Genomic DNA, 25,258 nt, shown 5'->3' with positions numbered 1-25,258 from the left:
TATCCCGAAAGTATAGGCTCAGGAGGTGACGGTACGGAATCGGGGCGCCACCGCGCCCGCCGGTCGGACAACGGCGGCGGTCATCCGTTCATTTCCGGACCACGACGGGCGGCATCCACGACCCGTCGCTCGCCTGCGGCTTCGGCGCGTACAGGCGCAACGCGAGCGCGAAATCGGTGCGCGGCGCCGGCAGCCAGTTGGCCGCATTCGTGCCGCTAGGTGACGCCGACACGACGATGTCGATCGAGCCGTCGTGGTTGCGGCGCAGCCGGTCGCGATCGCCGAGCGAGCGACGTGCCGCTCCGACGTCGGGCAGTGCGCCGTTCGTCGTGTAGGGCGTGAGCGTCCAGAACGCGCGCACCGGCGGCAGCGCACCCGGCGCGAAATGCAGCACGTAGCGGTTCGCGCCGTTCAGCGCATGACCGTCGCTGTCGACGCGCACGACCGCGAGCGTCTCGTCGTCGCGCGTCGCGGTGCCGAACTGCGTGTAGGCCGCATACGCGCGCAGCGCGTAGTCCTGGCCGTACTTGCCGGCCGCGTCGCCGATCCAGCTCCAGCCGTTCGCGTTCAGCAGGTTCGACGGCGGCGCCGCGAGCCGCGCGCGCGCCTCGGCCACGCCGGCCGTCGCGGCTGTCAGGCGGTCGCCCGTCCACAGCACCGGGTAGCCGGCCGATACACCGATGTCGCCGAGCAGTTCCTGCGCGTGCGCGTCGTCGGCCGGCGCCGGGTTGTCCTGCTGCGCTTGCGCGAAGCGTGCGAAGAACGCCTTCGGGTCGAGCGCGGCCACCTGCTCGGCCGGCGTGCCGCCGCTCAGCGCTTCGGCCGGCGCGCTGCCCGCATGGACCGCGACCGACGCGCCGCGCGTGGCGCCTGTGTAAACGGACAGCGGCACCACGCGGATCGCACGCTGCAATTTCTTCACGTTCGTGAGGTCGCGCCCGCCGCTCGTCTGCAGCCGCACTTCGAGCCACGCATTGGCCGACGGCACGTCGACACGCAGCGCGCCCTTCGGCAGCGTGCCCTGCCAATCCTTCGCGGCGAAGGCAATCGTTTGCGATCGCGCGCCGCCGCGAGCACCGCGTGCGGCCACGCTCGACGACGACCACAGCACGTTCGTCCACATGTCGAGCGCACGCGCGTCCCAGTAGCGGCCGCGCGTGTCGGGCAGCGTGACGATCACGGGTTCGGCGGCGACGTCGAGCCAGCCGGTCGAGTCGAGCGTGTCGACGCCCGGCAGCGGCGGATTGACCGCGCCGACGGGCGGCAGCGCCTGCGCGTGGCGCAGCGTGTTGAGCGGCGCCTGCCCCGGTTGCGCGCCGTCGCCGCCCGTCGCCGCTTCCTTCGCGACGTCCATCAGCACGAGCGGATACGCATAGACATAGGAGTCGGCGACTTCCGTGCGCATCCAGCCGGTTTTCCGCTGGATTGCATCCGGTTGCGACGCGCACCCCGCGAGCAACGCCGCCATGGCGAGCGACGCGCACGCGCGCCGCAGAGAAACTGCTTCCTGCTGGTTTTCAATCATCGATTACTGGCCGAATATCGTTCTTTTCAGTCAACGCCTTGTTCGTCTCGCGAACGGCGAAAGCAAGGCACCCCAGCCTGCCCGGATCGCCGTTTCGCTACGATGGGCGCTGATGTCAGGCCGGTATCATAGCGCCTCGGGGCAATCCCTAATATGCCGAATAGCGGGGAGAACGCTGGCCGCACTGTCGACGAATTCGAAATAGTTCGCGAGATTCGCCACAAAATCGGAGATATCGGAACGACACGCGCACGCGCCGAAACAATCGCGGATGGAAGGGGCGAATTCCGGGTTGACGAATGGTGTCAATATTGACACCATTCTGTATGGCTAGCGTATCGAAGATCCTCGAACTGATGAGGCGCGAGCCCGCGAATGTGCGATTCGACGATCTGTTCAAGGTCTGCGAGACACACTTCGGAGCGGCCCGCCAATCCGGTTCGAGCCACGCTATTTTCAAGACACCGTGGCAAGGCGATCCTCGAGTGAATATCCAGAATGATCGCGGGAAAGCAAAGGCCTATCAGGTGCGGCAGGTTCTCGACGCGATCGATCGACTGAAGGAACAGCAATCATGACCCAAGACCACTTTACGTACCGCGTAACGTGGTCCCCGGAGGACGGGGAGCACGTCGGCCTGTGCGCGGAGTTCCCGTCTCTTTCGTGGCTCGACGAAACGCCGGAAGGCGCGCTGGCCGGCATTCGCCGGCTCGTCGCCGATGTCGTGCGCGACATGGCCGCGAACGGGGAGAAGGTGCCCGAGCCGATCGCCGACCGGACCTACAGCGGCGAATTCAAGGTTCGCATCCCACCGCAGGCGCACCGCGCGCTGGTGATCCAGGCCGCCGAGCAAGGCGTCAGCCTGAATCGCCTCGCGAGCGCCAAGCTCTGCGCCTGAACGCGTAGTCGAGCGCAAAAATACGACCCGCCCGGCTCTCCGTCTGGAAGCCGGGCGTCTGCTTTTTCCGCGTTGTGACAACCGGTGTGCTTCAACAGCGTGATCGCCGCTTGACCTTACCACCATGGGAATGTTGATACTGGATTCATTCGCGGCATGAACCGCGCTTTTGGGGAATCCGACATGACTGAACCACTTGCCTCCGCAGCGCTGCAAACGATCGAACTGAGCGTCGACGGCATGCATTGCGGCGGCTGCACGGGCCGCGTGCAGCGCGCGCTGGCCGCCGTGCCGGGCGTCGTCGAGGCGACGGTCGATCTCGATGCGCACGCGGCGACGGTGATCGCGCAGGAAACGGTCGAGCCCGGCCAGCTCGTCGACGCGGTCGGCGCGGCCGGGTACCGTGCGGCCGTGCGGGAAGCGGCGGTCGAGGCCGTCGCGACCCCGCATGCGTTGCTCGACGAAGCGCCGCCTGTCGCAGTGCCGGCGCTTCCCGCAGCCGGTGCCACGATCGAACTCGACATCGACGGGATGACCTGTGCGTCCTGCGTGTCGCGCGTCGAAAAGGCGCTCGCGAAGGTGCCGGGCGTCACGCGTGCGTCGGTCAACCTGGCAACCGAACGGGCCACGATCGACGCCGCGGCTGACGTTTCCGCGTCTCAACTGGCGGACGCCGTGAAACAGGCCGGCTATGGCGCGACGCCAACTACGCCGGATACGACCATCGCGGCCACCTTGCCTGCTGCCTCGATCGAACTCGACATCGACGGGATGACCTGCGCGTCCTGCGTGTCGCGCGTCGAGAAGGCGCTCGCGAAAGTACCGGGCGTCACGCGCGCGTCGGTCAACCTCGCGACCGAACGGGCCACGATCGACGCCGCGGCGGACGTTTCCGCCGCGCAACTCGCCGACGCCGTCAAGCAGGCCGGCTATGGCGCGACACCGGTCGCCGACGCCGCCACCCCACCCGCAGCATCCACCGGCTCCACCGATCTCGAACTCGACATCGGCGGCATGACCTGCGCATCCTGCGCCGGCCGCGTCGAAAAAGCGCTGGCCGCCGTGCCGGGCGTCGCGCGTGCGTCGGTCAATCTCGCGACCGAGCGCGCGTCGGTGCATGGCGCCGACGCACTCGACGCCGCCACGCTGATCGCGGCGGTCACGACGGCCGGCTACCGTGCGTCGCTCGCTGCCGCGCCCGCGGCCGGCGCCGACGCGCAACCGGCCAGCCCCGCGCAGGACCCCGATGCCCGCAAGCGCCGCGAAGCGGTTCGCGAACGCAACCTCGTGATCTGGTCCGCCGTGCTGAGCACGCCGCTCGTCGCACCAATGCTCGTCGCGCCGTTCGGCTTCGACCTGATGCTGCCCGGCTGGCTCCAACTCGTGCTCGCGTCGATCGTCCAGTTCGGCTTCGGCGCGCGCTTCTACCGCGCGGCCTGGCATGCGGTGAAGGCGCGCGCCGGCAACATGGACCTGCTCGTCGCGCTCGGCACGTCGGCCGCGTACGGGCTGAGCCTGTGGATGCTGCTGCGCGATCCCGCGCATCCCGGCCATCTGTATTTCGAGGCGTCGGCCGTCATCGTCACGCTCGTGCGCTTCGGCAAATGGCTCGAATCGCGCGCGAAGCGCCAAACCACCGACGCGATCCGCGCGCTGAACGCGCTGCGTCCCGACCGTGCGCGCGTCGTCGAGCACGGCGTCGAACGCGACGTGCCGCTGTCGCAGGTGCGCGTCGGCACGAAGGTCGGCATCCGCCCCGGCGAGCGCGTGCCCGTCGACGGCCGGATCGTGTCGGGCCGCTCGCATATCGACGAATCGCTGATCACCGGCGAAAGCCTGCCGGTGCCGAAGGACGGCGGCGATCCCGTCACGGCCGGCTCGATCAACGGCGAAGGCGCACTCGTCGTCGAAACCACCGCGATCGGCGCGGAGACGACGCTCGCACGCATCATCCGCCTCGTCGAATCCGCGCAGGCCGAGAAGGCGCCGATTCAGCGGCTCGTCGATCGCGTCAGCGAAGTGTTCGTGCCGGCGATCCTCGGCATCGCGCTGCTGACGCTGGTCGGCTGGCTGATTGCCGGCGCCGGCATGGAAACGGCGATCCTCAATGCGGTCGCGGTGCTCGTCATCGCGTGCCCGTGCGCGCTCGGCCTCGCGACGCCCGCCGCGATCATGGCCGGCACCGGCGTCGCGGCGCGGCATGGCGTGCTGATCAAGGATGCACAAGCGCTCGAACTCGCGCAGCGCGCGACCGTGATCGCATTTGACAAGACCGGCACGCTGACCGAAGGCAAGCCGTCCGTGACGGCGTTCGAGGCCGTCGGCGTGCCGCGCGACGAAGCGCTCGCGCTCGCGGCGGCGGTGCAGCGTCAGAGTGACCATCCGCTCGCGCGTGCGGTGGTCGCCGCACACGATGCGGACGTTGCCGCGCGCGGTAACACGGCGCCGGCGGCCGCTGCGGTCGCTGCCGCCGATGCCCGCGCGGTAGCCGGGCGCGGCGTGGAGGCGCGCGTCGGCGCGCAGTTGCTCGCGCTCGGCAGCACGCGCTGGCGCGACGAACTCGGCATCGCGGTGCCGCCCGCACTCGACGCGCGCGCGGCCGAACTCGAGCGCGCGGGCAATACGATCTCGTGGCTGATGCGCGCCGACGCGCCGCGCGCGTTGCTCGCGCTGATCGCGTTCGGCGACACCGTGAAGCCCGGCGCCCGCGATGCGATCGCGGCGCTGTCGGCGCGCGGCGTCGCAAGCGTGCTCGTGACGGGCGACAACCGCGGCAGCGCCGCGGCCGTCGCGGCGTCGCTCGGCATCGGCGAGGTGCATGCGCAGGTGTTGCCCGACGACAAGGCACGCGTCGTCGCCGAACTGAAGCGCACGCACGGCGGAATCGTCGCAATGGTCGGCGACGGGATCAACGATGCGCCCGCGCTCGCCGCGGCCGATGTCGGCATCGCGATGGCGACCGGCACGGACGTCGCGATGCACACAGCCGGCATCACGCTGATGCGCGGCGATCCGGCGCTCGTCGCCGACGCGATCGACATCTCCCGGCGCACGTACCGGAAGATCCAGCAGAACCTGTTCTGGGCGTTCGTCTACAACCTGGTCGGCGTGCCGCTCGCGGCGCTCGGCTGGCTGAACCCGGTGATCGCGGGCGCGGCGATGGCGTTTTCCAGCGTCAGCGTCGTGACCAACGCGCTGCTGCTGCGGAGATGGAAAGGCCGCGCGCGCTGACGCGGCCGGCCGTGATGGCCGGGCGGCCGAACGGCCGTTCGGCGCTCAGCGGACAGGAAGGATCGGGAGGATTGCCGGCGTTGGCGGCAGCGGCGTGCCGAATCGCCGGCACATCGCAACGCAGATGGATTCAGCCCGGGATAACCGGCTTGATCAAGGTCGTCGTGATCGGCGCAAAGCCGCACGCGCGATACAGCGCGCGGGCCGCCGCGTTGTGATTGAAGACCGACAGCCCGATCTCGGTGACACCGTACCGGCGCGCCTCGGCGTCGAGCGCATCGAGCGTACGCGTGGCCCATCCCTGGCGGCGTCGGGACGGGACGATGTCGAGGTCGTAGATGAACAGCGTGCGGTTCGGCCCTTCGGGCACGATCGCGTACCAGAGGTCGCCCACCGCGTCGCCGCTGGCGCCGTCGATCAGCACGACGAGTGTCTGGCCGGATGTCCGCAGGCCGTCCGGCAGCAGCGTGTCGAAACAGGCGCGCGCACGATCGGCCGCGTCTTCGACAGCATTTTGTCCGGATGAAACAAGATCGCGCGCGTAGCCGTCGATGGCTCGCGTGCGGTACGCGTGGAATTCGCCGGCTGTCATCGGCCGCATCTGCAGCATGGCCCGGTCACCGTGAGGGAAATCGAACTTCCAGTGTAGCGGGACGGTCGCGCCGGCGCGCGATGCAGCGGCGGAAAACGGGCAGGCAGGTGCGGCGGGCGCCGCGCCGAATCAGCGAATCAGCGAATCAGCGAATCAGCGAATCAGCGAATCAGCGAATCAGCGACGATACAGGACGATCGGCACGAGATGCGCACGGCGCACGCGCTCGGCTTCGGCGCGACGCGCAGCGTACGAGTAGTCGGCGTCGAGCGGGAGGTGCGGCGACACGAACAGGTCGTCGATCTTTTGCAGCAGGGCGAAGATGAAGCTCATGTGAGACTCCTGACAGATGTTTCTAGGGTTTTCCCTTAGACAGACTTCATTCTAAGGGTTTTCCCTGAATTCTGCCAGTGCGCCGCATCAGTTTGCCGCACGCGTGTTGTCGCCAGTCGCGGGCTCGGAACGACAATCCTTGCCCCGCCGGGCTTTCAGGATAGGGTCTGAACAATCAACGGGTGCGGCGGGCGCGCTTGGCCACGGCCGCCTCGCGGTTCGCACTGCGCTGAAGCCGGTCGACCTGCGACAGCAGCGCTTCGTGGTGCTCCTCGAGCGTCATCAGCGTCGCCTGCTGCGTCGACAGATCGGCCGCGAGGCGATCGATCCGCTGTTGCTTGGCTGCCGCGTCCTGCTTCAGGTGCGCGATCTGCCGCGTTTGCAGCATCAGCGCGACGAGCCCCGCCAGCACGACGACGGCCAGCGCCAGCAGCAGGCGGTTGACGCGGCGCATCTCGCGATCGGCCGCGCGCGTCAGACCGTCCACGTCGGACTGCAGCACCGCGAGCCGGTCGGTCAGCGGGCGCAGGTGCGTGTCCGGATCGAAGGCCGGCGCGGCCGGTTGCGCGCGTTCCACCGACGGCTTGGTCACGAAGGACGCGGCGGAAGCGACGGGCTGTGCGACGGGCGACGGTGAGGCGTCGGCGGGGGCAGCGTCACGGGGGTTCGCGGTGTTCGCGGTGTTCGCGGTGTTCGCGGTGTTCGCCGCCTCGACCAGCAGTGCCGGCGTCTGCGGCTCGACCGTCGAAACAGCGTCCGGCGTCGGGTTCGATCCGGCCGTTTCCGGCGGCGTGTCGACGCTCGCCGCAACCGGCACGGATTGCACCGCCGTCGCTTCGCTCGCACCGGCAGCCGCCCGGCGTTTGCCACCCGACGACGAGCGGCGCTCCTTCACGGCGTCGCCGGAAGATCGCCCTTCGCGAGACTTGACGGCCGCGGCTTCGACAACAGGCTTCGCGACTTCGCTATCTGCCGCTTGCAGTTCGGACGTCTTCGCCGAAGCGGCGTCGGCCGCTTGCAGTTCGGACATCTTCGCCGAAGCGGCGTCGGCCGCTTGCCGCTCGGTTGCCGACACCGTAGCGCCATCGACCGCAGGCACATCGGCCAGCTTGATTGCAACACCATCGACCACAGGCACATCGCCGGCGTTCGAGGCATCACCGCCTTCAGACGCCGAAACGCCATCGGCGGCCACCGCGACATCCGGCGTTACCGGGCGCTCAGCTTCCGCATGCCCCGCCGCACTCGCGGCCTCCGGCACGCTGAACCCGTCCAGCGCCGCTTGCCGCCCTGCGGCCACGTCATCGGCGACACTCGCCGCCGTCTCGGCTTCCGCAACCGCTTCGTCGCGCGCGGCGGCCGGCAGACGCTCACCCGGCTCAAGCACCGGATCGCCGAACAGGTCGAACGTCCGCTCGTCCCGCGACGCATCGCCGGCCGGCGCGCTACCGGACCGCGCCGTCGCCCTCGCGGACGTACTGCCCGCGGCAGCAGCCGAGCGCTGGCGGGCACGGGTCGACGAACGGTTGGAACGGGAGGGGGAGCGAGGCGTGGAAACGAATTCGGTCACGTCTGCGAAATCATCGTCCGAGAACATCAATCGATAGCCCAATTATCTTCAAACAAATCAATAATTTGCATAACAAATTCGCCCACTATGCGCTCACGCCATCCAGCGCTATCCGTTGATTCCCGATGGGCTGCATGATGGGCTGAAAAGCGATGCTAACCGACAAACAAGCCAAAACGCTCAAACCAGCCGACAAACCCGTCTTCGACGGGAAAGTGACTGGACGGCGGCCAACCCCGACCAGGTCTTCGCCCAATGCGTGCGCGATCTGGTCGATATCACTATCACTACCTTCGGGACACCGCGCATCCGGGGCGCGCCGGACGATCCGTGATCCACACGCCAGCTACGCTCTACCGAGCCCTGCCACCAGCGGAGGCTCGCTACATCCCGCAGCAAATCGAATGCCGCTGGCACGCCCAAACACGCCAGTTGGCTCAACATGGTCGAGATCGAAATCGGCGTGCTGCAAAGCCAATGTCTGGATCGCCGCATCGGCTGCCGCGATCGGCTGATCACGGAGATCGCGGCCTGGAAGCAACTGCGGCACGCCATCGGCACTCGCATCAACTCGATATTCTCTACCGAAACGGCCCGGCGAGAATTGGACAAAGCCCAACCAGCATCGACCTTTGATAAACCGTCATAACATCTGTGCGAAGGTACTGGTGCTGTCGCCACTGCCCTGACGTTCGAGAAAGCTGCTCGCCAATTTCATGAAGAGCTGAAACCAGGCTGGAAAAGCGAGAAGCACGCAATCCAATAGATCAGCAGTCTTGAAACTGATGTCTTTCCCAAGCCAGGCAATCGCAAGCTCGATGCAATTCGCCGTGATGACTGTGCTGACATCCTGCGCCCATTCCGGCTGACGAAGACTGCTACAGCCAGCTGCACGTGTCGACGTATTCAGCAGTCATGCAGTGGGCCTGGACACACGGGCACATCGCAGCGAACCCTGTCACGGTCGTCGACCGGAGCTTGCTCCATTTCCATTCAACGCATATACATATGATTGCGCTCGAACGTTTCACCTGATTCACGCCGTCACATTGATTTCGGAATCCGCATCATTCGTAAAACAGGCTTTATAAAACAGCATTGCCGCTTCTGCATCACGATATTCGACGCATTATCCCTCTCGGCGTTTTTATATCAGAAACAATCCGCAGCGGATATTGACAGCGACGCGGCACCGTTATCCTCGCGAAACCGATACGCAGGCATGCATCGATTTCGTCGCTTCCTGCGCGCAACGATTCACGGATTCCACGTACTGCCTCGCCGGTCAACTTGATGCTCCTTTTGATAACAATTTCGGGTAATGCAATAAAACTGAAAAGGATCTGAATATGTTCCATCGACACCAGCTCGGATGTGCATGCTGCAGCCCCCATTTGTTGGCGGGCGCCCTTGGACAAAACGAGAGCGAATGGCAGGAACTGCTCAAGGAATTGAGCCAGCTTGAAGCGCAAAGCGCGCCCGAGGCCGTCATCTTTCACGGCGGGCACATCTACCCGGACCCGGAGGATTGCAACACGCGCGTCGAAGCACTGGGTATCGCCGAGCACAAGGTCATCGCCACCGGTACGCTCGACGAGGTGCGCCGACGCATGCGGGACAGCTACCCCGACGCACGCGAGCAGGGGCTCGAACCCGGTCAGACCTTGCTTCCCGGCTTGATCGAACCGCACGCACATCTGCTGCCCAGCGCGGTTTTCCTTACCCCGCCCTGGCACAACCTGTCACCGTTCGACGGTCAAAAACTGAATCCCGACTACAGCGCCGAGGCTATCCGTGACAAGCTCAAGGAATTGGTCCGCGACGCGCAAGGCAGGGGGGAAAAGTGGGTATGCGGCAGCGGCGTCGACCCGTCGCTGATGCGCGATTGGGTGGATATCGACCGTGACTGGCTGGATGGGATCAGCAAGGACGTGTGCCTGTTCCTGATCAACGCCTCCGGGCATCTCGGCTATGCCAACGGCGCCGCGTTGCAGGCCGCCGGCCTCGAAAACAGTTTCCCCAAGGGCGTGCTGACCGAATCGCAAGTCACCCTGATGACGAACACCGTCCCGCGCGCGCAGCCAGCCGATCTGCTGATCGCCATGCGGCAGGTGATGTCGACCGCGAACCAGTACGGCATTACCACCCTGTTCGACGCCGGCGTCGGGATGGGTCTGGGGTTCTATGAAGTCGTCCTGTTGCAGGCGCTGGCGAGCACGCCATGGATGACGGTTCGCATGGGCGGGGCGTTGTTCGGCAATAACGACCTCTGGCCGTTGTGGCTCAACCAATTCAAACCGCAACTGAACAGCCCGCCCGAGTCGTTATTTACCATCCGCGCGATGAAACTGATTGCCGATGGCTCCAACCAAGGCTTGACCGGCTTGCAAAGTACGCCATACAAATGCTGCGCCGAGCACAGCGTTCCCGGCGTCGGGCCGAATGGTCTTTTCAACTTCACGCCGATCGAATCGCTGGCGCAGATCATGCAGCAGGTCGATGCGGCGGGATGGCCGATCATGGTCCATGCGAATGGCGACGAGGGAATCGCCAATGTATTGGCCGCATACCAGCTGGTGCTGAGCCAGGTTCCCGAGCCCGTCTCGTGCCCGCCCGGGCCGGAGGCGAAACGGGAGCCGTTGCGCCATCGGCTCGAGCATGCGTCGCTGCTGGACGACGACGATCTCCGCACCATGAAGCGGCTGGACATCTCGCCCAGTTTCCTGATCGGCCACGTGGGCTATTGGGGACGCGCGTTCCGGAACACCATTCTGGGTGAAGAACGCGCGCAGAAGCTCGATCGATGCAAGTCGGCGCTGCGCGAGGGCCTGCGTGTCAGCCTGCACAGCGATCACTTCGTCTCTCCGCTGGGGCCGTTGCGCTATATGGATCAGGCAATGTGGCGGGTAATGGAAGCCGACCCGGAGCTTGCGGTACTCAACGAAGCCGAATGCCTGAGCGCGCCCGAGGCGCTGCGCGCGGTGACCATCGACGCGGCGTGGCAATGCCACCTCGATGATCAGGTCGGTTCCCTGAAAGAGGGGAAACAGGCCGACCTCGTGATTCTGCAACAGGATCCGCTGCACGTTGAACCGGCCGGTCCTTATCAACTGCGCGAAATCGACGTGCACGAAACATGGGTCAGCGGGCGCAAGGTTTACGCAGCCCCCAAGCCGGCGGAAAACAAATAGGCGGTCGCGCCCTGTGCGCGGCCCGAAGCGACATTCGTATCCCTCTTACTGGACAAGGAGAAGCACGATGACCTTCAAAATTCTCAGTTGCGACGGCGGCGGTATTCGCGGGTTGATCACCGCCCTGCTCATCCAGGACCTCGACAAGCGAAGCCAGATCATCGCGAAAGCGGACGGCTTTGCCGGCACGTCCACGGGCGGCCTGATCGCCCTGGGGCTCGCGCGTGGCGCACCCATTGCGGAAATCGTCGACATCTACCGCACGCAGGGCTCGGCGATCTTCAAGGAAAACGACGCGTGGTTGACGCAACAGCAAGCGCCCGGGCAGGACGCCGAGCTGGCCGGACCGGGCCTGTTCGCGTGCCAGTATGTCAACACCGGGCTTCTGCAGATCGCCGGGAAGCTGCTCGGCACCGGCAAGCTGGCCGATCTGTCCCGCTTCGTCGTGGTCAACTCGGCGCGCTTGTGGGATCCGTCCGCGAAAAGCTGGGCGCCCTGCACATTCTCCAACGGCAGCAAGAACCCCTATCGGGACATCCGCATGCTCGACGCCGCGCTTGCGACATCGGCCGCGCCGTCCTATTTCCCGCCGTACGAAGTCAACGGCCTCGGCTACTTTGCCGACGGCGGCGTGTTCGCGAACAATCCTTCCGTGGCCGCCATTGCCGAAGCGTTGGGCAACGGGCAGGCAGGCAACCTGAACGACATTCGCCTGCTGTCCCTCGGCACCGGGATGAGCCCGCAAGGCATTGCGCCGGATGCGATCGGCACCCCGCTGAACTGGGGCGTGTCGAAGTGGCTGTGGCCGGCCGCGAGCGAGAACGTTCCAGCCGCGGCGTTGCTCGGGCTGACGATGGACACCACGGCGGCGATTGCCGCACGCCAGGTCGAACAGATACTGAACAGCGGCTATCAGCGCGGAAATTTCCTGCTCGGACAACCCATCGGTTTGGACGAGTGGGAAAAGGTGCCGGCGATGGAGAAGGAAACCCGGGCGTACATGAATTCCCCCGCGTGGCAACACGTTTGCGATTGGGTGGAGACGAACTGGCGTTGATCGCGCGTTGATCACCGGCCGTCGCTCGCGACTGGTGACGGCCGGTGTCGCCGACGCCGGCACTGCTCGACACGCACTTCAACCGAATCCCTGGGCACCGTCAGCCGCGTGCGGCCGGGCTGCCATTGGGGGTCAACGGCCGCAATGCCGCCCATCACCGATCATGAGATCGCTTGGGCGGCTGAACTGATTATTGATTGACGGGCCTGGCGAGCCCCCCAAAAAACCATCGAAATCCATTGAATTTACGTGAATTTCCGTCAAATCACGGCGAAAGTCATGGGAATCGAACGGAATCGGCGGTCGGCGATTGCCGCACGCCCCGCAACCGATTCAGCCTATTCGTCGCCCGACAGCCCGTTCCCCTCTTCGAAGCGCGTGACGCCCCGCAGCCCGCGCAGCTTGTCGCAGATCGCCCGGTATTCGAGTTCCGACACCCGCGCGAGCGCAATGCGCACCTCGTCGTGCTCGCCGGTGTCGTCGGCACGCTGCAGGATGAACTGCTTCACCCGCGCGCTGTCGGCACCGAGCGCCGCGTGCAGCGAATCGAACGTCAGCGCGCCGCTTACGACCGTCAGCGCGAGCTGGCGCCGCTGGCGTACCGTGAAATAGCGCCGCTCGAGCGGCTTGATGCCGGCCAGGATGATCAGGATGATGATCGTCGCCGAAATCGACGCGACGTAGAGCCCGCCGCCCACCGCGAGGCCAATCGCGGCGACCGACCACAGGCTCGCGGCGGTCGTCAGCCCGCGCACGATCTCGCCGCGCAGCAGGATCGAGCCCGCGCCGAGGAAGCCGATGCCCGACACGACCTGCGCGGCGATCCGCGACGGATCGAGCACGATGTGGTCGCTGCTGCCGAGCACGTCGGCGAAACCGAACGCCGACACGATCATGATCAGCGTCGAGCCGACGCACACCAGCATGTGCGTGCGCAGGCCGGCCGCCCACGACAGGCGCTCGCGCTCGAAGCCGATGACGCTGCCGAGCGCCGCCGCGAGAACGAGCCGCATCACGAGTTCCAGGTTGCTGAGCATCCGATTTCTCTCCTTTTTTTGTGCCGGCCGCGCGGAATGTTTTATCCTTGGCCCCGGCCGCGCCGATCCCCCGGGCCGCGCCGACACGTTTCGATCCAAGCGCTCAACCCCGTCATGTCCGTTTCCGACTCCGCTTCCGCCCAGGCCGCCCAGCTGCGCCACCATTTCGCGCACGTCGTCTTGCCGATCTGGCGGGGTTCAGGGTTCGACCACACATTGCGATTGCCGTTCGAGGCCGTCGATCCGGCCAGCCACGCGCCGCTGCCCGCCACCCGTTATCGCGCAATGGCCTGCGCTCGGCAACTGTTCGTGTTCGCGCAGGCCGGCGACACCGCGCATGCGGCCACGCTGTTCGACGCGCTGTGCAGCCGCTTCCGCGACACGCGCCACGGCGGCTGGATCTACAGCGTCGACGCGCACGGCGCGCCGCTCGATACGACCAAGGATCTCTATACGCACGCATTCATCGTGTTCGCATGCGCCGCGTGGCATGCGGCGTCGGGCGATGCCGCCGCGCGCAAGGTGGCCGAGGAGACCGCCGCGCTGATCCAGGAACGCTTCGCGCCGCACCGCGGCGACGCGCTGCTCGATGCGGCACGCCACGCCGATTTCTCGTCATCCGGCAGCGGCGCGCTGCAGAATCCGCTGATGCACCTGACCGAAGCGTGGCTCGCGGCCGCCGACGCGTTCGGCGACGCGGCGTTCGACGATGCGCTCGTCAGCACCGCGCAGGCCGTCGAGCGCACCTTCGTCGATGCGGCGACCGGATGCGTGGCCGAGCTGCCGCTCGGCGCGGCCGACAACCGTTTCGAGCCCGGCCATCAATTCGAGTGGTTCTATCTGGTCGATGCGGCCGGCGCGCGGCTCGCGCAAACCGGGCTCCCCGGCGCGCTGTCGCGCGCGTTCACGTTCGCGGAGCAATACGGCGTCGATGTGCGGACGGGCGGCGTCTGCGCGGCGCTCGATGCGCAAGGCGCGTGCGTCGATGGCACGCAGCGGATCTGGGCGCAGACCGAATACCTGCGCGCGCTCGCGACGCACGGCGGCACGCCGGCCTCCGCGCCGCTCGCGCAGCAGATCGAGCGGTTCGCCGCGCGCTTCCTGCACCCGCGCGGCTGGTTCGAGTGCAAGACGGCCGACGGGCAAGTGTCGCGCGCCGACATGCCGTCGACGACGCCCTACCACCTCGCGACCGCCTACGCGGCGTTGCCGACCGGCGCGTAACCCGTATCGGCAAACGACGGCGCCGCGCGTTCGCCGCGTGCGGCACGTCCATCGCCCAGTTCGAACACCGACACCGCCTGCATCAGGTGCGCGGTCTGGTCGTTCAGCGACGCGGCCGCCGCCGCGACTTCCTCGACCAGCGCCGCGTTCTGCTGCGTCAGCTGATCCATCTGCGTGACGGCCTGGTTCACCTGTTCGATCCCGACGCTCTGCTCGACCGATGCCGACGTGATCTCGGACATCGTCTGCACGACACGCGTGATCGACGTCGACACCGTCCGCATCGCTTCGCCGGCGCGCTCGACGAGCTCCGCGCCGCCGTTGATCTGCGCGACCGAATCCTCGATCAGCGCCTTGATCTCCTTGGCCGATTGCGCGCTGCGCTGCGCAAGCGAGCGCACTTCGCCCGCAACCACCGCGAAACCGCGGCCCTGCTCACCGGCCCGCGCGGCTTCGACCGCCGCGTTCAGCGCGAGGATGTTGGTCTGGAACGCGATGCCGTCGATCACCGAGATGATTTCCGCGATCCGCCCCGAGCTCTGCGCGATGCCGCGCATCCGGTCGATCACGCTGTCGACCACGCCGCCGCCGTGGCTCGTCGCTTCGAGCGCCGCGTCGGCGAGTGCGCTGGCCGCGCGGGCGCTGTCGGTGTTCTGCCGGACGGTCGCGGTCAATTCCTCCATGCTCGCGGCCGTTTCCTCGAGCGACGCGGCCTGCGTGCCCGTGCGCGCCGACAGGTCGGCATTGCCGCCCGCGATCTCGCCCGCGCCGAGGTGGATCGCATCGGACGCGTGGCGCACCGTGCGCACGGTGCCCGCGATGCTCGTCTGCATCGTGGCGAGGCCGCGCAGCATCCGGTCGATCTCGTACACGCCGCCGGCCCGCACGGCTTCGTCGAGCCGGCCCTGCGCGATCCGCTCGAAATGGCGGCCGGCTTCGTCCAGCGGCGCGACGACCGCGCGCCGCGCGGCCGCGTAGATGGCCGCGCTCGCCGCGAGCATCGCCACCAGCAGCACGATGCCGACCGACTTGAACCAGAGCATGCCGCCGTCGATCGTGTCGAGCGCCGTGCGGCTCGACGCGCTGCCGTAGTCGGCGAATCGATGCAGTTCGGCGATGTAGGCGTCCTGGATGCCTTGCGTCGGTTGGTCGAGGAATGCCTGGATGTTGTCCGCGTCGAGGAACTGCACGAGTTCCCCGAGTGCACCGCGCAGCGCGCGATAGCGCTCGGCGAGCGCCGCGACGCGCGCACGGTTCGTGTCGTCGACCGGCGGCGCGGCCGTCAGCGCGGCGAACGCCTTGTCCGCTTCGGCAAGCGAAGCGCCGGCATGGCGGATGATGTCTTCCGGCTTCGGGCCGCCGCGCACCATCCGCGTGCCGGCGCGCGACAGGTTGATGCGCGCGTCGAGCAGGTGCTCGGTCGCCTGGTTGGCCGCGTTGACCTGCGCGATCGCGACGTTCGACAGATCGTCGACGCCGCTGCGCGTCGACGCGAGCGCCCAGAAGCCGAGCGCTTCGATCGCGAACAGGAAGAGGCAAAACACGGTCAACACGCCGAGCAGACCCGACGCGAGCTTGATTTTTCCGAACATGGGGAGATTCCTGGAGAGCGAGATGAGGCAATGCCCCGGCATTAGCGGCATTTCTTCGTCGGACTTTAGGCGCAGCCGGCGACGAGGCTGCCTAATAACGCGCGTCGCTCGCGCATTCCCGCCGAATCGCCCGTAAACAAGGACAACTCCCGCGTTCGACGCAACAATCGCGTCGCATCGCGCCGTAAATTGCAGGAAACGTGGACGAATTTCCTTGCTTATCCGCAGCCCCCTTCCTAGAGTTCAGCGCAAGCGGGCACTCATTTCGAGGAAAGCGGATGACCGACTTCACGGACCACGCGCGCGGCGCATTGCGTGCGCAACCGTTCAGCATGCTGCTGGGCACGGAGCTGATGCATATCGGCGACAACGAGGTGTCGCTGTGCCTGCACGTGCGCGAGGAACTGCGGCAGCAGCACGGTTTCGTGCACGGTGGCGTCATCAGCTATCTCGCCGACAACGCGCTGACGTTCGCCGGCGCGCTCGTGCTCGGCCCGCGCGTGATCACGGCCGAATACAAGATCAACTACCTGCGGCCGGCGGTGAACGGCACGCTCGTCGCCCGCGCGAAGCTCGTTTACGCGGGCCGGCACCAGGCGACCTGCCAGTGTCACGTGTTCGTCATCGACGGCGATCACGAGCGGCTCGTCGCGATCGCGCAAGGCACGATCAACCGCGTCGGCGACGGCAAGGCACCGGATATGCCGGAGGAAACGGCCTGAGCGGCTGCCCGGCCCGAGGTCGATGAGCGAACGCCGAATACGCAGCGTGTGTCGCGCTAGCGTTTCATCGCGGCAAGATAGACCGCATCGCGCTCGCGACGCCCCACCGCCACCACGAGTACGACGACCTCCGCGTCGCGCACTTCGTACACGAGGCGATAGCCGACACCGCGCAGCTTGATCTTGTAGCGGTCCGGATGACCGTGCAGCTTCGCCGAAGGAATGCGCGGATTCTCGAGCCGTTCGGCAAGTCTGGCCTTGAACTGATCGCGAATCGTGCGATCGAGCTTCTTCCACTCCTTCAACGCAGGTTCGAGAAAAGCGAGCTCAAAGGTCATTCAGCTTGACCTTGACGACTTTCTCCTTGGCGCGCGAGTCGGCCAGCGCGTTGTCTTCGATATCTTCGAGACGTTCGACCATCGCCTCCCATGTCTTCGCCGGGACGCAATAGAACGCGGGTTCGTTGTGATTCAGGATCGCGACCGGGAAGCCCTCTCCCGCCGCCACGGTTCCCATCGGGTTCCGCTTCAGCTCCGAGACGCTCGCCGTCACGCTGGCCAGGATGGTGTGGGGCATGTCCGCTCCTTGTTCGATCGAATTTTTATTGTACTTTATTTGGCACCATATTTAGCTCTATTCAGAGTGCCATACAGGCCATGCCGAATTCGCTCCCGGCCGTGAAGTTCGACGCGCGTTACTCGGTCCCACCGCCCGTCAATGGCAGGAAACGCGGCGCCACGCGCGCCCGCACGTTTCCGTGCTCGTCGGTGCGATAGATCCCGCGTGCCGCGTTGTGCGGATGCGTCACCGCGTCGGCCACGCTCAGCAGCGGCGCGAAACATGCGTCCGTGCCTTCGAGCAGCGCGCGCCAGTGCGCGGACGGCTGCCCGGCGAACACGTCGGCGAAACGCGCCTTCAGCGCGGGCCAGCGCGTGCGGTCGTACTGCGACGCCGGATCGACGTCGGTCAGCCCGAGCCGTTCGACCAGCAGCGCATAGAACGGCGGTTCGAGCGCGCCGATCGTCACGCATGCGCCGTCCGCGCAGCGATACACGTCGTAGAACGGCGCGTCGTGAAACAGGCTCGGCTGTGCGCCGTCGAGCTGTCCGTTCGCGCGCGCCCACAGCGCGAGCGAACCGAGCATCGACACGATGTCGACGATCGCACCGTCGACCACGCGCCCCGGCCCGCCGCCGCGCACGTCGAACAGCGCGCAGACGATCCCGAACGCGAGCCCGAGCGCGCCGCCCGCATCGCCGACGACGGTCGGCGGCAAACCCGGCCGGCCGTCGCGCGGCGCGGACAGCGACAGCAGCCCCGTCAGCGCGACGTAGTTCAGGTCGTGCCCGGCCGCGGCCGCGAGCGGGCCGTGCTGGCCCCAGCCCGTCATCCGCCCGTACACGAGCGTCGGATTGCGGCGCGCGCAGTCGTCGGGCCCGAGGCCGAGCCGTTCCATCACGCCGGGCCGCAGCCCTTCGACCAGCGCATCGGCCTGCGCGATCAGTTCGAGCGCCGCGTCGCGGCCGGCCGGTGCCTTCAGGTCGAGTTCGACGATCGTCTTGCCTTCGCGCAGCAGGTCGCCGTCGCGGCTCCGCAGCGCGTCCGGCGCGCTCGTGCGGCCGGACGGGCGCGCGATCAGCGTGATCCGCGCCCCCATCCCGGCGAGCATCCAGCCCGCGAGCGGGCCGGGGCCAAGGCCTTCGAATTCGACGATGTGGATGCCGGAAAGCGGCGCATCAAGCGACATGCGATTCTCCTGTCGATCAGCGTTACCGCTTTAGCGGTTACGCTGATCCCATGGCGTGGCTGGATGGAGTTAGCGCTTCAGCGCTTACTCCATCCCCACGGCGGTCGACCAGCGTTAGCGCTTTAGCGCTTACGTGGGTCCCATGGCGTGGCTGGATGGAGTTAGCGCTTCAGCGCTTACTCTATCCCCACGGCGGTCGACCTACGTTAGCGCTTCAGCGCTTACTCCATCCCCACGGCGGTCGACCAGCGTTAGCGCTTCAGTGCTTACTCCATCCCCACGGCGGTCGACCCACGTTAGCGCTTTAGCGCTTACGCGGGCCCCATGCTTCGCGGTCGACCCGCGTTAGCGGGTTAGCGCCTACGCCGATCCCATGCATAGCGCACCAAGCGCATCAAACAAAAAATCCCTGCGCGGCAGACTCCGCTTCGCAGGGATCGGGGCAAACAACACGTACCGCCTGGCACGCCGGAACCGGCATGCGTCAGAACGCATCCCCCGGCACCCGCACCCAGCCTTCCATCAGCACACGCGCACTGCGGCTCATGATCGCCTTCGTGACGGTCCACTCGCCGTTCTCCTGCTGCTGCGCTTCCGCGCCGACGCGCAGCGTGCCCGACGGATGCCCGAAGCGCACCGCGTTGCGTGCGCCGCCGCCCGCCGCCAGATTGACGAGCGTGCCGGGGATCGCCGCGGCCGTGCCAATCGCAACCGCCGCCGTGCCCATCATCGCGTGGTGCAGCTTGCCCATCGACATCGCGCGCACCAGCAGGTCGACATCGCCCGCGTTCACGCGCTTGCCGCTCGATGCGACGTAATCGGCCGGCTTCGCGACGAACGCGATCTTCGGCGTGTGCTGCCGCGTCGCGATTTCATCGAGCGTGTCGATCAGCCCCATGCGCAACGCGCCGTGCGCGCGGATCGTCTCGAACTTCTCGAGCGCCTTCGCGTCGCCGTTGATCGCGTCCTGCAGTTCGGTGCCCGTATAGCCGATCGCCTCGGCCTCGACGAAGATCGTCGGGATCCCCGCGTTGATCATCGTCGCCTTCAGCGTGCCGACGCCCGGCACCGCGAGATCGTCGACGAGGTTGCCGGTCGGGAACATCGACCCGCCCGCGCCCTCTTCCTCGGCGGCCGGGTCCATGAATTCGAGCTGCACCTCGGCGGCCGGGAACGTGACGCCGTCCAGTTCGAAGTCGCCCGTCTCCTGCACCGCGCCGTTCGTGACCGGCACATGCGCGACGATCGTCTTGCCGATGTTCGCCTGCCAGATCCGCACGGTCGCGACGCCGTCGCGCGGCACGCGCGCCGGGTCGACGAGACCACCGCTGATCGCGAACGGGCCGACCGCCGCCGACAGGTTGCCGCAGTTGCCGGTCCAGTCGACGAAGGCCTTGTCGATCGCGACCTGCCCGAACAGGTAGTCGACGTCGTGGCCGGGCCGCGTGCTCTTCGACACGATCACCGTCTTGCTGGTGGACGACGTCGCGCCGCCCATCCCGTCGATCTGCTTGCCGTACGGATCGGGGCTGCCGATCACGCGCAGCAGCAGCGCGTCGCGCGCGGCGCCCGGCGCCTGCGCCGCATCGGGCAGGTCCTGCAGCCGGAAGAACACGCCCTTGCTGGTGCCGCCGCGGATGTAGGTCGCGGGAATCCTGATTTGAGAAATGTGAGCCATGTCCGTGTTCTCGATGTGACCGTGTCAAGCCGCCTGCGACGATTCGAGGAAGTCCTGCGCGAAGCGCTGCAGCACGCCGCCCGCTTCGTAGATCGACACTTCCTCGGCCGTATCGAGGCGGCACGTCATCGGCACCTCGACACGCTCGCCGTTTTTGCGGTGAATCACGAGCGTCAGGTCGGCGCGCGGCGTGCGCTCGCCGATCACGTCGAAGGTCTCGGTGCCGTCGATGCCGAGCGTCGTCCGGTTCGTGCCGGGCTTGAACTCCAGCGGCAGCACGCCCATCCCGATCAGGTTCGTGCGGTGGATCCGCTCGAACCCTTCGGCGGCGATCGCTTCGACGCCCGCGAGCCGCACGCCCTTCGCGGCCCAGTCGCGCGACGAGCCCTGGCCGTAGTCGGCGCCGGCAACGACGATCAGCGGCTGCTTGCGATTCATGTACGTCTCGATCGCTTCCCACATCCGCATGACCTTGCCTTCCGGCTCGACGCGCGCGAGCGAGCCCTTCTTCACCGCGCCGTCGACCACCGCCATCTCGTTGATCAGCGTCGGGTTCGCGAAGGTCGCGCGCTGCGCGGTCAGGTGGTCTCCCCGGTGCGTCGCGTACGAGTTGAAGTCTTCTTCCGGCAGGCCCATCTTCGCGAGGTATTCGCCGGCCGCGCTGTCCAGCAGGATCGCGTTCGACGGCGACAGGTGGTCGGTCGTGACGTTGTCGCCGAGCACCGCGAGCGGACGCATCCCATGCAGCGTGCGTTCGCCGGCCAGCGCGCCTTCCCAGTACGGCGGACGGCGGATGTACGTGCTCTGCGCGCGCCAGTCGTACAGCGGCGCCGCGCGTTCGCCCGCATCGGCGCTGCGCGCGAACATCGGCTCGTAGACCTTGCGGAACTGCTCGGGCTTCACGCTCGACGCGACGATCGCATCGATCTCCTCGTCGGTCGGCCAGATGTCCTTCAGCGTGACGGGCTTGCCGTCCTGATCGTGGCCGAGCACGTCCTTCTCGATGTCGAAGCGGATCGTGCCGGCGATCGCATACGCGACGACGAGCGGCGGCGACGCGAGGAACGCCTGCTTCGCATACGGATGGATGCGGCCGTCGAAGTTGCGGTTGCCGGACAGCACGGCCGTCGCGTACAGGTCGCGATCGACGATCTCCTGCTGGATCTTCGGGTCGAGCGCGCCGGACATCCCGTTGCAGGTCGTGCACGCGAACGCGACGATGCCGAAGCCGAGCTTCTCGAGTTCCGGCAGCAGGTTCGCTTCTTCCAGGTACAGCTCGACCGCCTTCGAGCCGGGCGCGAGCGAGCTCTTCACCCACGGCTTGCGCACGAGGCCGCGCGCGTTCGCGTTGCGCGCGAGCAAGGCCGCGGCGATCACGTTGCGCGGGTTGCTGGTGTTCGTGCAGCTCGTGATCGCGGCGATGATCACCGCGCCGTCGGGCATCTCGCCCGCCTTCTCTTCCCACTGGCCGGCAATGCCGCGCGCGGCGAGATCGGACGTCGGCAGCCGCTTGTGCGGGTTCGACGGGCCGGCCATGTTGCGCACGACGCTCGACAGGTCGAACGTTAGCGTGCGCTCGTACTGCGCGCCGTCCAGCGTGTCGGCCCACAGGCCGGCTACCTTCGCATAGGTCTCGACGAGCTTCACCTGCTCGTCGCTGCGGCCGGTGAGGCGCAGGTAGTCGGTCGTCTGGCCGTCGATGAAGAACATCGCGGCCGTCGCGCCGTATTCGGGCGCCATGTTCGAGATCGTCGCGCGATCGCCGAGCGTGAGGCTCGCCGCGCCCGCACCGCGGAATTCCAGGTACGCGCCGACCACCTTTTCCTTGCGCAGGAACTCGGTCAGCGCGAGCACGACGTCGGTCGCGGTGATGCCGGGCTGGCGCTTGCCGGTCAGCTCGACGCCAACGATGTCGGGCAGGCGCATCCACGATGCGCGGCCGAGCATCACGTTCTCGGCTTCGAGCCCGCCGACGCCGATCGCGATCACGCCGAGCGCGTCGACGTGCGGCGTGTGGCTGTCGGTGCCGACGCAGGTGTCCGGGTACGCGACGCCGTCGCCGCTGACCTGGATCACCGGCGACATTTTCTCGAGGTTGATCTGGTGCATGATGCCGTTGCCCGGCGGGATCACGTCGACGTTCTCGAACGCCTTCTTGGTCCACTCGATGAAGTGGAAGCGATCCTCATTGCGGCGATCCTCGATCGCGCGGTTCTTCGCGAACGCGTCCGGATCGAAGCCGCCGCATTCGACGGCGAGCGAGTGGTCGACGATCAGTTGCACCGGCACGACCGGGTTCACTTTCGCCGGGTCGCCGCCGCCGTCGGCGATCGCGTCGCGCAGGCCGGCGAGATCGACGAGCGCCGTCTGCCCGAGGATGTCGTGGCACACGACGCGTGCCGGGAACCACGGGAAGTCGCGCTCGCGCTTGCGCTCGATGATCTGCTTCAGCGATTCGGCGAGGAGTGCCGGATCGCAGCGGCGCACGAGGTTTTCGGCGAGCACGCGCGACGTGTACGGCAGCGTGTCGTAGGCGCCGGGCGCGATCGCGTCGACCGCGGCGCGCGCGTCGAAGTAATCCAGCGACGTGCCGGGTAGGGGTTTGCGGTTGGCGGTATTCATCATGTGGGGAACTCGGGTATGACGTCCGGCGCGCGCCGGCCCCGCATCACGCGGGCGGCCGGTGCGCGCGGCTGGCGTTTCAGCGCTTCTCGATCGGCACGAACTGCAGGTCTTCCGGGCCCGTGTAGTTCGCGCTCGGGCGGATGATCTTGTTGTCGACGCGCTGCTCGATGATGTGCGCGCTCCAGCCCGACGTGCGCGAGATCACGAACAGCGGCGTGAACATCGCGGTCGGCACGCCCATCATGTGATACGACACCGCGCTGAACCAGTCGAGGTTCGGGAACATCTTCTTCGCGTCCCACATCACCGATTCGAGGCGTTCTGCAATGTTGTACAGCTTCAGGTCGCCCGCTTCCTTCGACAGCTTGTGCGCGACGCCCTTGATCACCTTGTTGCGCGGATCGGAGATCGTGTAGACCGGGTGGCCGAAGCCGATCACGACTTCCTTGTTCTCGACGCGGCGGCGGATGTCGGCCTCGGCGTCGTCCGGCGAGCTGTAGCGGCTCTGGATTTCATACGCGACTTCGTTCGCACCGCCGTGCTTCGGCCCGCGCAGCGCACCGATCGCGCCGGTGATCGCCGAGTAGATGTCGGAGCCCGTGCCCGCGATCACGCGGCCGGTGAACGTCGACGCGTTGAATTCGTGCTCCGCGTACAGGATCAGCGACGTGTGCATCGCCTCGACCCACGACTTCGACGGCGTCTTGCCGTGCAGCAGGTGCAGGAAGTGGCCGCCGATCGAGTCGTCGTCGGTTTCCGTCTCGATACGCTTGCCGTTGTGCGAGAAGTGATACCAGTACAGCAGCATCGAGCCGAGCGACGCCATCAGGCGGTCGGCGATGTCGCGCGCGCCCGGCAGGTTGTGGTCGTCCTTCTCCGGCAGCACGGTGCCGAGCACCGACACGCCCGTGCGCATCACGTCCATCGGGTGCGCGGACGCCGGGATCTGCTCGAGCGCCGCCTTCAGCGCGTTCGGCAGGCCGCGCATCGCGCGCAGCTTGGTCTTGTACGCGGCCAGTTCGGTCAGGTTCGGCAGCGTTTCGTGCACGAGCAGGTGCGCGACTTCCTCGAATTCGCACGACTCGGCGACGTCGAGAATGTCGTAGCCGCGGTAGTGCAGGTCGTTGCCGGTCTTGCCGACCGTGCACAGCGCCGTGTTGCCGGCCGTCACGCCCGACAGCGCCACCGACTTCTTCGGCTTGAATGCGCCTGCGGCGGCCGGTGCTGCTGCGTCTTTCGTCTCGCTCATGTTTCCGTTCTCCAATTTTCGAGATGCATGTATCGGGGGGGGGCGGGCCGCGTTACTTCTTGCCCTGCGCGAACAGCTCGTCGAGCTTGCGCTCGTATTCGTGATAACCGAGGAAGTCGTACAGCTCGGCGCGCGTCTGCATCGTCGGCACGGCCGCCTTCTGCGTGCCGTCGCGGCGCAACGTCTCGTAGAAGTTCAGCGCGGCCTTGTTCATCGCGCGATACGCACCGCAGCAGTACAGCGCGATGTCGACGTTCGCCTCGCGCAGCTCGTCGGTCGTGAAGAACGGTGTCGAGCCGAACTCGGTCAGGTTCGCGAGGATCGGCACCTTCACGGCCGCCTTGAAGCGGCGATAGTCGTCGAGCGTCTTCATCGCTTCCGGGAAGATCATGTCCGCGCCGGCTTCGACATAGGCCACCGCGCGCTCGATCGCCGAATCGATCCCTTCGGCCGCGGCCGCATCGGTACGCGCCATGATCACGAACTGGTCGTCGGTGCGCGCGTCGACCGCGGCCTTGATGCGATCGACCATTTCGTCGGTCGGCACGACTTCCTTGCCGGGACGATGGCCGCAACGTTTCTGGCCGACCTGGTCTTCCATGTGCACGGCGGCGACGCCGGCCTTGATGAACGAGCGGACCGTGCGCGCGATGTTGAACGCGCCGCCCCAGCCGGTATCGATGTCGACCAGCAGCGGCAGGTCGGTCGCGTTGGTGATCCGGCTCGCGTCGATCAGCACGTCTTCCATCGTGCTGATGCCGAGGTCGGGAATGCCGAGCGAGTTCGCGGCGACGCCGCCACCCGACAGGTACACGGCCTTGAAGCCGACGGCTTGCGCCATCTTGGCCGCGTACGCGGTGATTGCGCCGACCACCTGCAGCGGCTGCTCGGCCGCGACTGCCGCGCGGAATTTCGCGCCGGCGCTCTGAAGATGCGTGTTGCTCATGAACGGCCTCCTGAAGGAATGCCCGATAACAGCAAGGACCG

22 protein-coding genes are annotated in these 25,258 nt (G+C 66.9%); 8 read left to right on the top strand and 14 right to left on the bottom strand.

Annotated elements, in window-relative coordinates; genetic code table 11:
• Positions 1 to 88 precede the first annotated feature (88 nt).
• Positions 89 to 1,525 carry a DUF1254 domain-containing protein gene (locus tag ACN22W_RS31095; RefSeq protein WP_419688348.1) on the bottom strand — a complete coding sequence of 479 codons (1,437 nt, stop codon included), beginning with the start codon at positions 1,523 to 1,525 and terminating at the stop codon, positions 89 to 91.
• Positions 1,526 to 1,851: 326 nt separating this feature from the next.
• Here ACN22W_RS31095 and ACN22W_RS31090 point away from each other — a divergent pair, with 326 nt between their 5' ends.
• From ACN22W_RS31090 to ACN22W_RS31080, 3 genes are all read left to right on the top strand, one after another.
• Positions 1,852 to 2,103, top strand: coding sequence for a toxin HicA (locus ACN22W_RS31090; protein ID WP_419688347.1), 252 nt, complete (start codon positions 1,852 to 1,854; stop codon positions 2,101 to 2,103).
• Positions 2,100 to 2,423 carry a type II toxin-antitoxin system HicB family antitoxin gene (locus tag ACN22W_RS31085; protein WP_047902238.1) on the top strand — a complete coding sequence of 108 codons (324 nt, stop codon included), beginning with the start codon at positions 2,100 to 2,102 and terminating at the stop codon, positions 2,421 to 2,423. The genes ACN22W_RS31090 and ACN22W_RS31085 overlap by 4 nt, the downstream gene beginning before the upstream one ends.
• 183 nt (positions 2,424 to 2,606) lie before the next feature.
• Complete coding sequence (locus tag ACN22W_RS31080; RefSeq protein ID WP_419688346.1) at positions 2,607 to 5,654, top strand: heavy metal translocating P-type ATPase; 3,048 nt, start codon at positions 2,607 to 2,609, stop codon at positions 5,652 to 5,654.
• A 130-nt stretch (positions 5,655 to 5,784) separates the two neighbouring features.
• Here the strand turns inward: ACN22W_RS31080 and ACN22W_RS31075 are convergent, their stop codons facing one another.
• The 3 genes from ACN22W_RS31075 to ACN22W_RS31065 form a co-directional block, all read right to left on the bottom strand.
• Positions 5,785 to 6,264, bottom strand: coding sequence for a GNAT family N-acetyltransferase (locus tag ACN22W_RS31075; protein ID WP_419688345.1), 480 nt, complete (start codon positions 6,262 to 6,264; stop codon positions 5,785 to 5,787).
• A gap of 159 nt (positions 6,265 to 6,423) precedes the next feature.
• The gene (locus ACN22W_RS31070) at positions 6,424 to 6,579 is read right to left on the bottom strand and encodes a hypothetical protein (RefSeq protein ID WP_164992063.1); all 156 of its coding nucleotides are present in this window, start codon (positions 6,577 to 6,579) and stop codon (positions 6,424 to 6,426) included.
• 175 nt (positions 6,580 to 6,754) lie between these two features.
• Positions 6,755 to 8,176, bottom strand: a complete 1,422-nt coding sequence (locus ACN22W_RS31065) for a flagellar hook-length control protein FliK (RefSeq protein WP_419688344.1) — start codon at positions 8,174 to 8,176, stop codon at positions 6,755 to 6,757.
• A 415-nt stretch (positions 8,177 to 8,591) separates the two neighbouring features.
• Here ACN22W_RS31065 and ACN22W_RS31060 point away from each other — a divergent pair, with 415 nt between their 5' ends.
• Positions 8,592 to 8,798 (top strand): hypothetical protein, encoded by a 207-nt coding sequence (locus ACN22W_RS31060; RefSeq protein ID WP_419688343.1) that lies wholly within the window; start codon positions 8,592 to 8,594, stop codon positions 8,796 to 8,798.
• Between the two features lie 463 nt (positions 8,799 to 9,261).
• On the opposite strand, the gene ACN22W_RS31055 is transcribed toward ACN22W_RS31060, so the two are convergent.
• Positions 9,262 to 9,507, bottom strand: coding sequence for a hypothetical protein (locus ACN22W_RS31055; RefSeq protein ID WP_419688342.1), 246 nt, complete (start codon positions 9,505 to 9,507; stop codon positions 9,262 to 9,264).
• Here ACN22W_RS31055 and ACN22W_RS31050 point away from each other — a divergent pair.
• Together ACN22W_RS31050 and ACN22W_RS31045 are read left to right on the top strand one after the other, a co-directional pair.
• Positions 9,499 to 11,340 (top strand): amidohydrolase, encoded by a 1,842-nt coding sequence (locus tag ACN22W_RS31050; RefSeq protein ID WP_419688341.1) that lies wholly within the window; start codon positions 9,499 to 9,501, stop codon positions 11,338 to 11,340. The two genes, ACN22W_RS31055 and ACN22W_RS31050, sit on opposite strands and share 9 nt — an antisense overlap.
• Before the next feature lie 67 nt (positions 11,341 to 11,407).
• Complete coding sequence (locus ACN22W_RS31045) at positions 11,408 to 12,397, top strand: patatin-like phospholipase family protein (RefSeq protein ID WP_419688340.1); 990 nt, start codon at positions 11,408 to 11,410, stop codon at positions 12,395 to 12,397.
• 338 nt (positions 12,398 to 12,735) lie between these two features.
• Here ACN22W_RS31045 and ACN22W_RS31040 read toward each other — a convergent pair whose 3' ends face one another.
• A complete protein-coding gene (locus ACN22W_RS31040) occupies positions 12,736 to 13,434 on the bottom strand; it encodes an MgtC/SapB family protein (protein ID WP_129515979.1) in 699 nt (232 codons plus the stop codon).
• Positions 13,435 to 13,548: 114 nt separating this feature from the next.
• On the opposite strand from ACN22W_RS31040, the gene ACN22W_RS31035 reads away from it, so the two are divergent.
• The gene (locus ACN22W_RS31035) at positions 13,549 to 14,658 is read left to right on the top strand and encodes an AGE family epimerase/isomerase (RefSeq protein WP_419688339.1); all 1,110 of its coding nucleotides are present in this window, start codon (positions 13,549 to 13,551) and stop codon (positions 14,656 to 14,658) included.
• On the opposite strand, the gene ACN22W_RS31030 is transcribed toward ACN22W_RS31035, so the two are convergent.
• Positions 14,631 to 16,250 (bottom strand): methyl-accepting chemotaxis protein, encoded by a 1,620-nt coding sequence (locus ACN22W_RS31030; RefSeq protein WP_419688338.1) that lies wholly within the window; start codon positions 16,248 to 16,250, stop codon positions 14,631 to 14,633. The two genes, ACN22W_RS31035 and ACN22W_RS31030, sit on opposite strands and share 28 nt — an antisense overlap.
• Before the next feature lie 278 nt (positions 16,251 to 16,528).
• Here ACN22W_RS31030 and ACN22W_RS31025 point away from each other — a divergent pair, with 278 nt between their 5' ends.
• Positions 16,529 to 16,972, top strand: coding sequence for a PaaI family thioesterase (locus ACN22W_RS31025; RefSeq protein WP_129515982.1), 444 nt, complete (start codon positions 16,529 to 16,531; stop codon positions 16,970 to 16,972).
• A gap of 56 nt (positions 16,973 to 17,028) precedes the next feature.
• Here the strand turns inward: ACN22W_RS31025 and ACN22W_RS31020 are convergent, their stop codons facing one another.
• The 7 genes from ACN22W_RS31020 to prpB all read right to left on the bottom strand — a co-directional run bounded on the left by ACN22W_RS31020 (position 17,029) and on the right by prpB (position 25,217).
• Positions 17,029 to 17,310, bottom strand: a complete 282-nt coding sequence (locus ACN22W_RS31020) for a type II toxin-antitoxin system RelE family toxin (RefSeq protein ID WP_193099612.1) — start codon at positions 17,308 to 17,310, stop codon at positions 17,029 to 17,031.
• Positions 17,300 to 17,548, bottom strand: a complete 249-nt coding sequence (locus ACN22W_RS31015) for a type II toxin-antitoxin system Phd/YefM family antitoxin (protein ID WP_193099611.1) — start codon at positions 17,546 to 17,548, stop codon at positions 17,300 to 17,302. The genes ACN22W_RS31020 and ACN22W_RS31015 overlap by 11 nt, the downstream gene beginning before the upstream one ends.
• A gap of 118 nt (positions 17,549 to 17,666) precedes the next feature.
• On the bottom strand, positions 17,667 to 18,719 hold the full coding sequence (locus tag ACN22W_RS31010) for a CaiB/BaiF CoA transferase family protein (protein ID WP_419688337.1): 1,053 nt from the start codon (positions 18,717 to 18,719) through the stop codon (positions 17,667 to 17,669).
• Between the two features lie 484 nt (positions 18,720 to 19,203).
• Complete coding sequence (gene prpF / locus ACN22W_RS31005) at positions 19,204 to 20,397, bottom strand: 2-methylaconitate cis-trans isomerase PrpF (RefSeq protein ID WP_343491246.1); 1,194 nt, start codon at positions 20,395 to 20,397, stop codon at positions 19,204 to 19,206.
• Between the two features lie 24 nt (positions 20,398 to 20,421).
• Positions 20,422 to 23,019 carry a Fe/S-dependent 2-methylisocitrate dehydratase AcnD gene (gene acnD / locus ACN22W_RS31000; RefSeq protein WP_419689858.1) on the bottom strand — a complete coding sequence of 866 codons (2,598 nt, stop codon included), beginning with the start codon at positions 23,017 to 23,019 and terminating at the stop codon, positions 20,422 to 20,424.
• A 79-nt stretch (positions 23,020 to 23,098) separates the two neighbouring features.
• Entirely contained in the window at positions 23,099 to 24,271 is a 1,173-nt protein-coding gene (gene prpC / locus ACN22W_RS30995) for a bifunctional 2-methylcitrate synthase/citrate synthase (protein WP_419688336.1), read from the bottom strand.
• 52 nt (positions 24,272 to 24,323) lie between these two features.
• Positions 24,324 to 25,217, bottom strand: coding sequence for a methylisocitrate lyase (gene prpB, locus ACN22W_RS30990; RefSeq protein ID WP_419688335.1), 894 nt, complete (start codon positions 25,215 to 25,217; stop codon positions 24,324 to 24,326).
• Between the last annotated feature and the right edge of the window lie 41 nt (positions 25,218 to 25,258).

Source organism: Burkholderia theae (assembly GCF_048565265.1).
Lineage (GTDB): Bacteria > Pseudomonadota > Gammaproteobacteria > Burkholderiales > Burkholderiaceae > Burkholderia > Burkholderia theae.
Note: the sequence above shows the minus strand (reverse complement) of the source record. Positions and strands in the feature narration are given on the sequence as shown.